Origin of the sequence: Shewanella marisflavi (assembly GCF_023283925.1) — a bacterium.
Taxonomy (GTDB): Bacteria; Pseudomonadota; Gammaproteobacteria; order Enterobacterales; family Shewanellaceae; genus Shewanella; species Shewanella marisflavi.
The window spans coordinates 259666-273812 of record NZ_JAKIKX010000005.1 but is presented as its reverse complement, the minus strand read 5'-3'; the positions used below and the strand labels follow the sequence as shown (position 1 = coordinate 273812).

The 14147-nt window shown below is 50.6% G+C and carries 11 protein-coding genes; 4 read left to right on the top strand and 7 right to left on the bottom strand.

What is annotated here, in order from left to right; all coding sequences use genetic code 11:
- Positions 1-265: 265 nt before the first annotated feature.
- The 3 genes from L2712_RS12610 (at position 266) to L2712_RS12600 (ending at position 3647) form a co-directional block, all read left to right on the top strand.
- The gene (locus L2712_RS12610) at positions 266-1987 is read left to right on the top strand and encodes an acetolactate synthase 3 large subunit (protein WP_088904760.1); all 1722 of its coding nucleotides are present in this window, start codon (positions 266-268) and stop codon (positions 1985-1987) included.
- Positions 1987-2481, top strand: coding sequence for an acetolactate synthase small subunit (gene ilvN / locus L2712_RS12605; RefSeq protein ID WP_033538304.1), 495 nt, complete (start codon positions 1987-1989; stop codon positions 2479-2481). The genes L2712_RS12610 and ilvN overlap by 1 nt, the downstream gene beginning before the upstream one ends.
- Before the next feature lie 245 nt (positions 2482-2726).
- Positions 2727-3647: a LysR family transcriptional regulator gene (locus L2712_RS12600; protein ID WP_248977973.1), complete on the top strand. Its 921-nt coding sequence runs from the start codon at positions 2727-2729 to the stop codon at positions 3645-3647.
- 75 nt (positions 3648-3722) lie between these two features.
- Here the strand turns inward: L2712_RS12600 and L2712_RS12595 are convergent, their stop codons facing one another.
- From L2712_RS12595 to L2712_RS12565, 7 genes are all read right to left on the bottom strand, one after another.
- Complete coding sequence (locus tag L2712_RS12595) at positions 3723-4310, bottom strand: cytochrome c3 family protein (RefSeq protein ID WP_033538302.1); 588 nt, start codon at positions 4308-4310, stop codon at positions 3723-3725.
- Between the two features lie 10 nt (positions 4311-4320).
- Positions 4321-4800, bottom strand: a complete 480-nt coding sequence (locus L2712_RS12590; RefSeq protein ID WP_248977972.1) for a nitrate reductase cytochrome c-type subunit — start codon at positions 4798-4800, stop codon at positions 4321-4323.
- Between the two features lie 11 nt (positions 4801-4811).
- Entirely contained in the window at positions 4812-7301 is a 2490-nt protein-coding gene (gene napA / locus L2712_RS12585) for a nitrate reductase catalytic subunit NapA (protein ID WP_248978000.1), read from the bottom strand.
- A 2-nt stretch (positions 7302-7303) separates the two neighbouring features.
- On the bottom strand, positions 7304-7561 hold the full coding sequence (locus L2712_RS12580) for a chaperone NapD (RefSeq protein ID WP_033538300.1): 258 nt from the start codon (positions 7559-7561) through the stop codon (positions 7304-7306).
- Between the two features lie 40 nt (positions 7562-7601).
- Positions 7602-7760 (bottom strand): periplasmic nitrate reductase, NapE protein, encoded by a 159-nt coding sequence (locus L2712_RS12575; protein WP_033538299.1) that lies wholly within the window; start codon positions 7758-7760, stop codon positions 7602-7604.
- A 419-nt stretch (positions 7761-8179) separates the two neighbouring features.
- Positions 8180-12091: an ATP-dependent RNA helicase HrpA gene (gene hrpA / locus L2712_RS12570; protein ID WP_428848618.1), complete on the bottom strand. Its 3912-nt coding sequence runs from the start codon at positions 12089-12091 to the stop codon at positions 8180-8182.
- 157 nt (positions 12092-12248) lie between these two features.
- The gene (locus L2712_RS12565; protein WP_088904763.1) at positions 12249-12665 is read right to left on the bottom strand and encodes a CBS domain-containing protein; all 417 of its coding nucleotides are present in this window, start codon (positions 12663-12665) and stop codon (positions 12249-12251) included.
- 343 nt (positions 12666-13008) lie between these two features.
- Between L2712_RS12565 and hyaA the strand changes: the two genes are divergently transcribed.
- Positions 13009-14145: a nickel-dependent hydrogenase small subunit gene (gene hyaA, locus L2712_RS12560; protein ID WP_248977971.1), complete on the top strand. Its 1137-nt coding sequence runs from the start codon at positions 13009-13011 to the stop codon at positions 14143-14145.
- Positions 14146-14147 lie beyond the last annotated feature (2 nt).

Sequence of the window (14147 nt, the reverse complement as noted above, 5' to 3'; positions counted from 1 at the left end):
CGACTAAAAAGCGCTATTTTCCCCTCTTAAACGTGAGTTTTGCTCAAGTTGTCATTTATTTACAGAGAAAAGGCTTGAATTCATCATTCTTTGGCATATGATGAAATTCTGTTCATTAGCAACAGTCACCTGAACTTAGGAGCCATACACTGGCTTTTAAGATAAAGCGCGAGTCTGAATTACCCTTCAGACTCTTTGTTTAGAGCGATTACCGTCGCTGTAGCAAGATACTGCATACCGTCGCGGTAACTATGAGGGATCAATAATGGAAAAACTTTCCGGCGCCAGCATGATCGTCCGATCATTAATCGATGAAGGCGTTAAACACATTTTCGGCTACCCTGGTGGCTCAGTTCTCGATATCTACGATGCTCTGCATCAAAAATCTGGCATTGAACATATTCTCGTACGCCATGAACAGGCCGCCGTGCACATGGCTGATGGTTATGCCCGCGCAACAGGTAAAGTGGGCGTGGTACTTGTCACCTCAGGCCCAGGTGCCACCAATGCGATCACAGGCATCGCCACCGCCTACATGGATTCGATCCCACTGGTCGTGCTCTCGGGTCAGGTGCCCAGCAACTTGATTGGTAACGATGCCTTCCAGGAATGCGACATGATCGGCATCTCTCGCCCCGTGGTGAAACATAGCTTCCTGGTCACTGATGCCAAGGATATTCCGGGCATCATTAAGAAAGCATTTTATATCGCCTCAACCGGTCGCCCCGGCCCTGTGGTGGTAGACATTCCTAAAGATTGCCTTAACCCACAAATTTTGCATGAATATCAATATCCAGATGAGATAAACATGCGCTCTTATAACCCAACGACTACGGGACACAAAGGGCAGATCCGCCGCGGACTGCAGGCACTGATAAAAGCCAAGAAGCCTGTACTCTATGTGGGCGGCGGTGCGGTGATTTCCGGCTGCGACCAACAGATCCTCACCCTGTCTGAGCGTTTAGGCATTCCTGTCGTCAGTACTCTAATGGGCCTAGGGGCATTTCCTGGCACCCACGCCAATAGCGTCGGCATGCTCGGCATGCACGGCTGTTATGAGGCCAACATGGCGATGCACAATGCCGACCTTATCTTCGGTATAGGGGTAAGATTTGACGATCGCACCACCAACAATGTTGAGAAATATTGTCCCAATGCCACCATATTGCATATCGATATCGACCCCTCATCCATCTCTAAGACGGTCAGGGTCGATATCCCTATCGTAGGCTCGGCGGATAATGTGCTCGATAATATGCTAGCCCTGCTGGACAGTGACCCAGCAATGAAAAACGATGAAGGTGCCATCGATTATTGGTGGAGCGAGATCAATCAATGGCGCAGTCGCAATAGTCTGGCCTACGACACCAATAGTGAGCGTATTAAGCCGCAACAAGTGATCGAAACGCTGCATAAGCTGACCCAGGGCGATGCCTATGTGGCCTCTGACGTGGGACAGCATCAGATGTTTGCAGCCCTCTATTACCCCTTCAACAAGCCGCGTCGCTGGATCAACTCAGGCGGCCTGGGCACCATGGGATTTGGCCTGCCAGCCGCCATGGGGGTGAAGATGGCGATGCCTGAAGAAACCGTTATCTGTGTCACAGGTGATGGCTCCATTCAGATGAATATTCAGGAGCTATCAACGGCGCTACAGTACGACACACCTGTAAAAATTATAAACCTAAACAACCGTTTCCTTGGCATGGTAAAACAGTGGCAGGACATGATCTACTCGGGTCGTCACTCCCACTCCTATATGGACTCAGTACCTAATTTTGCCAAAATTGCCGAGGCCTATGGCCACGTGGGCATGACCATTAGCGATCCCGCCGAGCTAGAAGCTGGCCTGGAAAAGGCCCTTGCAATGAAAGACAAGCTGGTTTTTGTCGATATCAGTGTCGATGAAACTGAGCACGTCTATCCCATGCAGATCCGTGGTGGGGCAATGAATGAAATGTGGCTAAGCAAAACGGAGAAAAGCTAATGCGTCGAATTATTTCTGTATTACTCGAAAACCAGCCCGGCGCCCTATCTCGTGTAGTAGGCCTTTTCTCTCAGCGAGGCTACAACATCGAAAGCCTGACGGTAGCGCCGACAGATGATATCACCCTGTCACGACTGAATATTACCCTGGTGGCTGACGAAGCAGTACTTGAGCAAATTGAGAAGCAGCTACACAAACTCATTGATATCCTTAAGGTATCTAACATTACCGAGTCCAGCCATATCGAGCGGGAGCTGGCCTTGGTGAAGGTAAAGGCCAAGGGAGCGGGTCGCGAAGAGGTCAAACGCACAGCAGACATCTTCCGAGGTCAGATAGTGGATGTGACGGCCGAGCTCTATACCATTCAAATGGCAGGCACCTCAGACAAACTCGATGCCTTTATCACGGCTATCGGTGAGGTCACTAAGGTTATCGAGGTATCACGCTCTGGCGTTGTCGGTCTGTGCCGCGGCGAAAAAGCGATGCGTGCCTAAAACGATAAATTAATCTTATTTAGGCCACAACTAAAAACGCCAGCAGCTGCTGGCGTTTTATTATTGATGCTGGACTGATGCGCTTAGTAACCACCCTCGGCAAGTTTGACCTCCTCCAATAGGCAGCATAACCAACACCTTAGCTAAAGCTAGCTAGCCCAAGACAAACTTTGAGATAGGGCTACCTAAAAAACGGCCAGCTGGCTATCATGAAACCAGCTAAGCCATCCCTGACGGAACACCCATTGAAAACATTCGACTTTAACCTGCTGCCCTTGCTGGAAGTTTTACTCGAGGAGCAAAGTGTCACCGCTGCAGCAGAGCGCCTACACCTCAGCCAGTCTGCGGTAAGTAAGCAACTCAATAAGCTCAGAGAGTCCTTCGACGATCAACTGTTTGAGCGCACCGCCCACGGCCTTCGCCCAACACCTAAGGCTAAACAGCTGGGGCCTGAGATCCGCCAGATCCTGAACCAGGTCTCCTCTCTTACCCGCCCCAGTGACTTCGATCCCTCTATGAGCCACAGGCGTTTTCGCCTTGAATTGGTCGAGATAGCTTACTCGCTAACCTATCCGCGTTTCATGCCAACCCTGCTTAAACAAGCGCCTAAGATCACTATAGATAGCCAGACCTGGCACAACGAGAGCATGGAGCGTCTGCTGCGCTGCGATACCGATCTGGGAATTGCCTGCCGAGAATGGGACGAACGCTCACTGCAGCATGTCAATAACCTGCCCAGCGCCTTGCGCTACGTCGAACTGACCCGCGACATCTCTCTATGTCTGGTACGCGAGGGCCACCCACTGCTTAGCGAAGAATGGAACCTCAATACTTTCCTCAAGTATCGCCACATACAGGTCACCTTCGGCGGCATCTCCCACTGGCTGCTTGATGATGTACTGCAGATAAAACACCTTAAACGGGATATTGCGGTTAACCTCACCGATTTTAATAGCGCCATGCAACTGTGTGAACAGAGCGATCTTATCCTCTGTTCACCGGCAAAATACGCCAAAGAGATGATGGGTCAATATAAGCTGGTCTCCTTGCCCGCCCCCACACAAATGGTTCCCGGCACTTATCTGCTGCTCTGGCACAAACATTTCGATCTCGACCCCAGTCATCGCTGGCTGCGGGAGTTAATCATCGACTCTGTGCAAGGGTAAGAAACTTGAGAAAGGCCCATAAAAAAACGCCAGCGAGATGAAGGCTGGCGTTTTGCTTGGAGATGGAATCTTAGGCTAGAAGCCTTCGACTCCTTTCATGTCAGGTAAGTGGTGAGCAATACCCTTATGACAATCGATACAGGTTTTCTCGCCACTGGCCAATGACGTGGAGTGCATATTGGCCGCACGTGTCGATTGACGAGTAAAATCCATGTAGTCGAAATTGTGGCAGTTACGACATTCGAGCGAATCGTTGGCTTTCAGTCGTGCCCATTCATGCTCGGCCAGTTCACGGCGCTTGGCCTCAAACTTTTCACGAGTATTAATAGTGCCAAATACCTTACCCCAAACCTCTTTTGAGGCCTGCATCTTACGGGCTATTTTGTCTGTCCAGTTATGGGGAACATGACAGTCAGGACAGGTCGCACGCACACCACTTCGGTTAGTAAAGTGTATGGTTGTCTTCAACTCTTCATACACGTTATTTTCCATCTCGTGGCAACTGATACAGAAAGCTTCCTGGTTGGTCGCTTCTAAGGCAGTGTTGAATCCCCCCCAGAAGATGACCCCGGCAATGAAGCCGCCTAAGGTGAGAAAACCTAAGCTGTAGTGCACGCTGGGCTTTCTTAACACCTGCCAGATTTTTTTCAACTTATCTAACATACGGCCGCTCCTAGTGCTTAGTTGCTTCAGCTTTGATTAAGTGGTCGATATCGATAAATTCATTATCTACCAGAGTTTTAGCATCCAGCTGTGGCACGTGGCACTGAGTACAAAAATAGCGACGTGGTGATAGATCCGCTAAGAAGTTGTTCTCTCTATCCATGTAGTGAGTCACACTCACCATAGGCGCCTGTGAGTCCCCTGTACGCTTGCGGGCGTGACAAGACATACACTTGTTTGCCTTAAGGTCAACCTGATAACCGTCGATCTTATGTGGGATCACAGGCGGCTGCATGGGGTAGTTACGCACCTGCTTGATGTCTGTGTTACGAACCTTAGGCATCACAGGTGGTGTCGGGTTAGTGTCAAGCGGCGCCTGTCTCAGGGTGGCCACCTTTTCATCTGGCACACTGGCAGCGCTGACGTTAAATACTGCAGCCGCAGAGAGACTCACCAGGGTCGCAAAAGTTACAAATTTCAATGTTTTCATGGTGATCCTCCTTATGCCTTAACTACTTTAACTGCACACTTCTTAAAGTCAGTCTGTTTAGACAAAGGATCCGTCGCATCTAGCGTCACCTTGTTAATCAGCTGGCTGGCATCGAACCAAGGTACAAAGACCAGGCCGACGGGTGGCTTGTTGCGACCACGGGTCTCGACGCGTGTCTTTATCTCACCACGGCGTGACACCACCTTCACCTCATCACCACGGCGCAGGCCGCGCTTCTTGGCATCATCTGGATGCATGAAGCAGACTGCATCGGGGAAGGCGCGGTACAGCTCAGGCACACGTTGAGTCATAGAACCTGAATGCCAGTGCTCAAGCACACGACCGGTCGATAACCAGAGGTTAAACTCTTCATCTGGTGACTCAGCGGCAGGCTCGTATGGCAGTGCGTAGATAACCGCCTTACCATCTGGCTTACCGTAGAACTGGAAGCCTGTACCTGGTTTCACATAAGGATCGCTACCTTCACGGAAACGCCACTTGGTTTCTTTGCCATTCACTACAGGCCAGCGTAGGCCATGCACTTCATGGTAGGTATCGAAGTCCGCCAAGTCATGGCCATGACCGCGACCGAAAGCAGCGTACTCTTCAAACAGGCCTTTTTGTACATAGTAACCAAAGTGCTTGGCTTCATCGTTCATGTACTTAGGATCTGCCTGCTCTAGCGGGAAGTTATCGACATTACCGTTTTGATAAAGAACCTGGAACAAGGTCTTGCCCTTGTATTCAGGATTGGCCGCCAGCACCTCTTTTGGCCAGACTTCGTCGGTAGTAAAGCGCTTAGAGAACTCCATCAACTGCCAGAGATCTGAGCGAGACTCGCCCGGCGCTTTGACCATCTGATGCCAGAACTGGGTACGACGCTCTGCGTTACCATAGGCGCCCTCTTTCTCCACCCACATAGCGGTAGGCAGGATAAGGTCAGCAGCCTGAGTCGTCACCGTTGGGTAGGCATCTGACACTACAATGAAGTTTTCAGGGTTACGGTAACCAGGTAAGCCCTCTTCATTCATGTTAGGGGCGGCCTGCATGTTGTTGTTCACCTGCACCCAGTAAGCATTGATGTCGCCATCTTTGAGGCGGCGATTCTGCTCTACCGCATGATAGCCAGGCTTAGGTGGAATGATGCCATCAGGGATCTTCCAAATCTTCTCGGCAATTTTTCTGTGCTCTGGGTTATTCACCACAAGATCTGCTGGCAGACGATGTGAGAAGGTGCCCACTTCACGAGCGGTACCACAGGCTGAAGGTTGACCTGTCAACGAGAATGGGCTGTTACCCGGCGTTGAGATCTTACCTGTTAGCAGGTGGATGTTATAAATCAGGTTGTTACACCACACACCACGGGTATGTTGGTTGAAGCCCATGGTCCAGAATGAGGTGACCTTGGTATTCGGATCGGCGTAGAGTTTCGCCAGTTCAATCAACTTATCTTCTGGCACGCCTGAAAGCTTGCTGACTGATGTCACATCATAGTCGGCAACAAAGGCCTTGAAGGCGTCAAATTCAATCGGGGTAGACTTGCCAGCCGTCTTCACGTTCTTAGCTTTTTGTTGTAGCGGATGGCTTGCACGCAGACCGTAACCTATGTCGGTTTCACCCTGACGGAAGTTGACATGCTTTTTAACGAAGTCCCAGTTCACCGCATCGTTTTGAATGATGTAGTTGGCAATGAAGTTGAGGATTGCCAGATCTGTCTGCGGCGTAAAGACGATACCGAGATCGGCTAAGTCGAACGATCTGTGAGTAAAGGTCGATAGTACTGACACCTTAACATGCGGCGCACTCAGACGACGGTCGGTGACACGGCTCCAAAGGATGGGGTGCATCTCGGCCATGTTAGAGCCCCAAAGCACAAAGGCATCGGCGTGCTCCATGTCATCATAACATCCCATAGGCTCATCGATACCGAAGGTGCGCATAAAGCCACCCACAGCGGACGCCATACAGTGACGGGCGTTAGGGTCAATGTTGTTCGAGCCAAAGCCTGCCTTCATCAGCTTAGAGGCGGCATAACCTTCCCAAACTGTCCACTGGCCTGAGCCAAACATACCAATAGCGGTTGGGCCCTTTTTCTTAATGGTGGCTTTCCATTTTTCCGCCATAGTGTCGAAGGCGGTGTCCCAGCTAACCGGCGTGAATTCACCATGCTTGTCGTACTTACCATTGGTCATACGCAGCATAGGGGTCTGTAGTCTGTCTTTGCCGTACATGATCTTCGACAGGAAGTAACCCTTGATACAGTTCAGACCGCGGTTCACCTCACTCTCAGCATCACCATGGGTGGCAACGACTTTACCGTCGCGTGTTGCAACAATGACCGAACAGCCAGTGCCGCAGAAACGACAAGGTGCCTTGTTCCACTCAAGCTTAGTCTGCTCTGAACTGGTAATCAGGTTGCTTGCTGTTGCAGGCAGGGCTAAACCAGCTACTGAGGCAGCGGCCATAGCCGCATTTGCCTTCATAAATTCGCGTCGATTCATCTTCATTTTTCAACCTCTTCAAGCACTTCACTCTGGTGATACACCATGGCTGCGGACAGCACGCCCTCAATTTTGTTGATCGCCTCAATGTCAGCCATCAGCCCCTTTTGGGTCATGCCTTCGAGCACAACAACCAACTTGATCTCATCATTGACAGACAAATCAGCGTTTTCCATCTTCATGATTGTCTGTCTGACACTGGACATAAATTCAGGCTTAACCTGAACCACTAAACTGGTGACGTGAAGTTCATTGCTCATTGATATTTTCACTCTTTTATATTTGTTTGATAGCAGTGGTTTAACCTGCACCTGGTGGTCCGGTTAGTATCTGGCTAAACCAGATAGCAAACCCCAACCCAGAAACGAGTATCACTGACAGCAGGGGAGCAAGAAAAACGGTTAGAAACACAAATATTTTCAGCTCTAAACTTTTCTCTTCATTAGGTGTGGAACTCATGCATCCTCCAACGGGTCATGCCGATTTTCATCTCAGATAAAGCCGGCTTGCCAGTGGTTGGTGTGGGCCAATCAATCGATAAAACCGTACTTTTTTTCCTGATATTGATGGTATCAATAACTTATTAACATTCTGTATACCCCTAAATCGGTAAATTCTATGCTGGTTTGATCTGGATCATCCTTTTGAAGCAGATAAAACCCGGATCACTTCTCCTAGACATATTTTTCGATTGAGAAAGCAACAAAATGAATAAATTAGCTATTCATAAACAACTAAAACATAGTCATAAAATCGCGATTTAGTAAGTCAAAACGTGATCTAAATCGTAAAAATATATCAATGGGGGTAGACTCGGTTTTCCAGAGGTAATAAAAAAGCACCCATTGCGGGTGCTTTTTTAGTCATAATGACAACAATCAGGCTTCGGCGATACGGTTCAGGATACGCTTCTCAGAGATGGGATAGGCGGTACCCAGCACCTGAGCGAAACAGGAGACGCGATACTCCTCTATCATCCAGCGCGCCTCTTGCAGCGCCTCGGGAACGGCTGCACTACGCGGCACCTTGGCCAGCTGTGCCGCCAGCGTCTGCTGCACATTATTGATACTGTGCAGGTGCAAACGATCGCGATTGGGATCGACCGGCAGCTTATCCAAGCGATTATCAATCGCCTTAATATAACGAATTAAATCTGCCAGGCGCTGCCAACCGCACTGCTCTACAAACCCTTTAAACACCAGGTTATCCAGCTGAGTTTGAATATCACTCATCGCAAAGGCGATATCCAGACTAATCTTGCCTTTAAGACGCTTTTTCACCTTTTGATACAGGGTCAAAATCTCCTCTACCTGCAGGGCTATCTTGGCCGCCATAGGGTTAAGATCCTGACGCACGATATCTTTTGCCTGTTCAAACTGCGCTTCGCTGCGCACATCTAAGCCCTTCTGATCCAGCAGCTGCTGCACCGCCGCCGACAAGATATCATCGATTAAATACTGCACCTGCCCAAAGGGATTAAAATACATCGCCAATTTAGCCTTGTTGGGCAGGGTATTCTGCAGGTGCTTAACTGGCGATGGCATATTGAGCAGCAAGAGGCGCTGCAAACCGGCCTTGTGACTGCGACTGGCTTCATGCTCATCGTCAAATAGCTTAATCGCTACACTAGTCTTATTATCCACCAGCGCAGGAAACGCCTTCACCTGGAAATTACCGCGGCGCTTTTCATACTGCTTGGGCAGCTCACCGAAGCTCCACTGAGTTAGCTCACTCTGCTCAATACCACTCTCGGCCACATTGCGGATCGCCTGGGTCACCTTACCCTGTAACTTATCTTTAAGCTGATCCAGCTCCCGCCCTTGGGCCAACAGTTGGCCGTTATCATCTTCAACCTTAAAGTTAATAAGCAGGTGCGGCGCCAATTGAGAGAGGTCAAAATCATCTGGCGAGATACGCACGCCGCTCATCCGCAGCAGCTGCTTACACATGGCCTCCAGCAGACTCATCTCACCGCTGATATTCGTGCTGCTCTTAATGCTGCTCTTAATGCTAGTCATCGCCTGCAGGCAGGCTCTGGCGTAATCTGGTGCCGGCACAAAGTTACGTCTAAGGGTTTTCGGCAAAGATTTGATCAGCGCAGTGATCTTCTCTTCCCTCAGCCCAGGCACTAACCAATCGAAGCCTTGAGCCTCTATCTGATTAAGCAGCGCGACGGGGAGATGCACTGAGACGCCATCGTCAGGATCGGCGGGTTCAAAATGGTAGGTCAGAGAGAGGTTAAAGTTGCCCTGATGCCAGCTGTCGGGGAAATCCAGCGCAGAGACATGCTCATCGCTGCGTTTCATCAGCTGCTCACGCTCAAAGTCCAGCAGATGGGGCTGGCGCTTCTTCTCCTGCTTCCACCAGGTCAATAACTTAGGCGCATTGTAGATCCCCTCGGGGATGCGCGCCTGATAGAAATCCACCAGCGCCTGCTCGTCCACCAAGATATCGCGGCGACGGGACTTATGTTCCAGTGCTTCGATATCTTCCAGCAGGGCGCGATTTTTAACGAAGAAGGCTTCCTTGGTGCGAAGTTCCCCTTCTGCCAATGCACTGCGAATAAAGATCTCGCGGGCCTCAACAGGCTCGATCGGGCCATATTGCACTCGGCGACGATTGACTATGGTTAACCCATAGAGCTGCTGATTCTCCAGCGCCACCACACTGCCCTGCTTGGCCTCAAAATGAGGTTCGACATAACTCTTCTTTACCAGATGGCCGGCCAGTGGCTCAACCCATTCCGGCTGGATCTTGGCACAGCAGCGGGCAAACAGGCGCGAGGTCTCGGTCATCTCCGCCGCCATAATCCATTTTGGCCCCTTCTTCGCCAGCGGCGATCCTGGGAAAACGAAGAACTTGCGATTGCGGGCGCCAAGATATTCGTTGTCCTTATCCTTAAAACCGATATGGCTCAGCAGGCCAGTCAGCAGGGATTTATGCAGCAGCTCATAGTCGGCGGGCTCACTGTTGAGCTTCCACTTGAGGTCATGCACTGCCTGACGCAATTGCGTATAGAGATCCTGCCACTCACGCACCCGCAGGTACGCCAGGAATTCCTGCTTACATAACTTGCGGAACTGACTGGCCGACAGGGCCTTTTGCTGCTCCTTGATATGATCCCACAGCTTAACCCAGGCGATAAAATCGGAATCCTTATCGTTAAAGCGGCGGTGGGCCTCATCGGCGGCCTGCTTCTTATCCATAGGACGCTCACGAGGATCCTGAATCGACAAACCCGCAGTGATCACCAATGTCTCATGCAGACAGCCATAGTCTTTGGCCTGTACCACCATGCGCGCCAGGCGCGGATCCACCGGAATACTCGCCAGCTGGCGTCCAAGAGGCGTCAGTTGCAATTGCCCCTTGTGTTTGCTCACCGATTGCAACTCTTCCAGCAGCAGGAAGCCGTCGCGAATGTAACGCGCATCGGGCGGCTGAATAAAGGGGAAACCTTCGATGTCGCCAAGGCCAATGGAAAGCATCTGTAGAATCACCGAAGCCAGGTTGGTTCGTAAAATCTCGGGATCGGTAAACTCGGGGCGATTGTTAAAGTCGGCTTCATCGTAGAGACGAATACAGATCCCCGGCGCCACGCGGCCACAACGACCCTGACGCTGATTGGCGCTGGCCTGAGAGATAGGCTCAATTGGCAGGCGCTGCACCTTAGTGCGGTAGCTATAACGACTGATACGTGCCGTACCCGGGTCAATTACATACTTGATCCCTGGTACCGTCAGCGAGGTTTCCGCCACGTTGGTGGCCAGCACAATACGTCGCCCGCGATGGCTCTTAAACACCTTAGACTGCTCGCCGTAGGAGAGGCGCGCATAGAGAGGCAGAACCTCGGTATCTCGGTATTGCTGCTTATTGAGTTGATCTGCCAGGTCGCGGATTTCGCGCTCACCATTGAGGAAGATCAGGATATCGCCGGGCCCCTCGGCCATCAGCTCCTCTACCGCAGCAAAGATGCCGTCGGTGAGATCCAAGTCTTCATCCTGTTCGCGCACTAAAGGACGGTAGCGGGTCTCCACCGGATAGGTTCGACCCGACACCTCGATAACGGGCGCATTGTTAAAATGCTTGGAAAAACGATCCACATCTATGGTGGCCGAGGTGATGATCACCTTGAGATCCGGGCGGCGCTTGAGCACACTCTTGAGGTAACCCAGAATAAAGTCGATATTCAGGCTGCGTTCGTGGGCCTCATCAATAATGATGGTGTCATATTGATCCAGGTATTTGTCTGAACTCAGCTCCGCCAACAAGATACCGTCGGTCATCAACTTAATATAGGAGGTCGGCTTGATGGCATCGGCAAAGCGTACCTTAAAGCCCACCACTTCGCCTAAGGGACTGCCTAGCTCTTCGGCCACACGGCTTGCGACGCTGCGGGCAGCAAGTCGACGGGGCTGGGTGTGACCGATAAGGCCGCGACTGCCAAGGCCAAGCTCGAGACAAATTTTAGGCAGCTGAGTCGTCTTACCCGAGCCGGTTTCACCGGCCACAATCACCACCTGATGGTTGGCGATCGCCTCGGCAATTTCCGCACGTTTTTGTGAGATTGGCAGGGCTTCGGGATAGCTGATCTCGGGTCGGTTTTGTAAACGTTCCTGTGCCTTGGCCGCTGCAGCAATGGCCTGCTCAGCTAACTTAGCCAATTGCTCATTTTTCTGCTCACCATCGGCCTGTTTTTTTAACCTATGTAAGCGGCGTTTGATACGTGAGGCATCGGCCTGATAACACTGATTCAAGAAGGCATGAGACAAGGGGTGACGTGGCGAATTCAAATGCAAAACCCATATAGCAAAACACAAAGCAGAGATCCTACCAAGTAACGGTCCACTTTGGTATGGAAAATCGCGCCAGACGGGCTAATTTGTTCACCTTTTCTCTTACTGAGGCCCCAATACTGGGATACGAAAAAAGGTGAACTGAAGCATAAGCTTAGGCAGGCTTGAGATAACACTCCTGCATAGAGTTATTGATCGCCCTCAGCACGGCATTTCTATCTATGATGCCAATGACCCTGCCCTGATCGACAACCGGATAGATTTTTGGCTTAGGCAGCAGCATCTGCTCGGCAAGGCTTATGATGGACTCATCTTTAGCAACGCTAAGCACATCGGTGCGCATACAGTCGCTCACGTTGGCGGTAAGATCACAATGATAGGTACTCTTTAGCATCACGGCTAAACAATCTTGTTGCGACAAAAACCCCACTAAATGACCCTGTGTATCAACCACAGCCGCGCCTAATTTTTTTTGTGTTAACAGCTTTTCGACTGCAGCAGCCAGTGTCATATCCGCCTGTAATAACACGGGTTGGCGATCCATATAATCAACGACTTTCATCGACTCCATATTCTGACTCCTTTTTAGTGTCTGCACCTTAAGTGTATATAAGGTTGGTCTAAAAAGCCGAAGATTTGACCAATTTTATTTATAAGCAGACAAAACAGCCACTTACTTGACAATCAAAAAATTTGAAGCCGATCAATTTCACCCGTCAAATTGGGACATTTTGACCCACATTTTAAAATTAACTTGATCCAGCTCATATCGCGGCAAGCTTAAAAGCCCTTGCGATTCACAAGGTTTACAAATGTTGACATATATCAACATTCGCGCAGAACTTGAGGCCTAAACTAAGTCATTGAAACGTGCCACTACATTTTCGCATCAAAAAGAAAACAAAGGGTTAACCATGGACACACATGCCGCCTTATATCAGCAAGGCCAAGCACGCCTCGAAGAGTTACGTCGCTTAGCGCCTCGTCATGCTCATACATTGCAAGACAAGATGGAAGAGCATGGCATTAGCCGTCGAGACTTTATGAAATGGAGCGCCGCCGTTACCGCGATGCTCGCGCTACCATTACCATTTAGTACCTTAGTTGCCGAAGCCGCCGAACTGGCCGATCGGGTACCGCTCATTTGGCTGCACATGGCCGAATGTACTGGCTGCTCCGAATCATTAGTTCGCGCAGACGCGCCTAACCTCGACTCCCTTATCTTCGATCATGTTTCATTGGAATACCATGAGACCTTGATGGCCGCTGCGGGTTGGCAGGCTGAAGAGAACCTGGAGCATGCCCTAGAAGCCTATAAGGGCAACTATCTACTCGCGGTCGAAGGGGCTATACCTACGGCCAACAACGGTGCCTTCCTAACGGTAGGATGTAAGGGCCATACTGGACTTGAGATCGTCACCCATGCAGCCGAGGGCGCAGCCGCCATCATCTCTGTGGGTACTTGTGCCGCCTTCGGTGGCGTTCAGGCCGCAGCGCCGAACCCAACCGGCGCTAAAGGTGTCGACAAGGTGATCGATAAGACAGTGGTTAACTTAGGTGGCTGTCCACCGAGCGAAAAGAACATAGTCGGTACACTCATGTACTTCATCATGTTCGGTAAACTTCCCGCACTGGATATGTTTAACCGTCCTAAATGGGCCTATGGCGCACGGGTACACGATAACTGTGAACGTCGCGGCCGCTTCGATGCCGGCGAGTTTGTCGAAGAGTTTGGCGATCAAGGTGCAAAAGACGGCTACTGCCTCTACAAAGTGGGCTGTAAAGGACCTTATACCTATAACAACTGCCCCACAGAAAGATTCAACCATCACACCAGTTGGCCAGTACTCGCAGGTCATGGATGCATGGGCTGTTCTGAACCTAACTTCTGGGACGATATGGCCGACTTTGAAAAACCCCTTGGTAGACAGCTCCTTCATGGACTGGACGCAACGGCCGATACTGTCGGCGCAGTGATCTTGGGTGCCACAGCTGTAGGTATCGGCGCTCACGCTGTTGCCAGCGTATTTGCCAATTCTAAGGAGGACTAATT

Excerpts from the sequence above, each read along its gene's own strand:
- L2712_RS12610 (WP_088904760.1), top strand. The coding sequence starts at position 266 with ATGGAAAAACTTTCCGGCGCCAGCATGATCGTCCGATCATTAATCGAT.
- ilvN (WP_033538304.1), top strand. The coding sequence starts at position 1,987 with ATGCGTCGAATTATTTCTGTATTACTCGAAAACCAGCCCGGCGCCCTA.
- L2712_RS12595 (WP_033538302.1), bottom strand. The coding sequence starts at position 4,310 with ATGTTAGATAAGTTGAAAAAAATCTGGCAGGTGTTAAGAAAGCCCAGC.
- L2712_RS12590 (WP_248977972.1), bottom strand. The coding sequence starts at position 4,800 with ATGAAAACATTGAAATTTGTAACTTTTGCGACCCTGGTGAGTCTCTCT.
- napA (WP_248978000.1), bottom strand. The coding sequence starts at position 7,301 with ATGAATCGACGCGAATTTATGAAGGCAAATGCGGCTATGGCCGCTGCC.
- L2712_RS12580 (WP_033538300.1), bottom strand. The coding sequence starts at position 7,561 with ATGAGCAATGAACTTCACGTCACCAGTTTAGTGGTTCAGGTTAAGCCT.
- L2712_RS12575 (WP_033538299.1), bottom strand. The coding sequence starts at position 7,760 with ATGAGTTCCACACCTAATGAAGAGAAAAGTTTAGAGCTGAAAATATTT.
- L2712_RS12565 (WP_088904763.1), bottom strand. The coding sequence starts at position 12,665 with ATGGAGTCGATGAAAGTCGTTGATTATATGGATCGCCAACCCGTGTTA.
- hyaA (WP_248977971.1), top strand. The coding sequence starts at position 13,009 with ATGGACACACATGCCGCCTTATATCAGCAAGGCCAAGCACGCCTCGAA.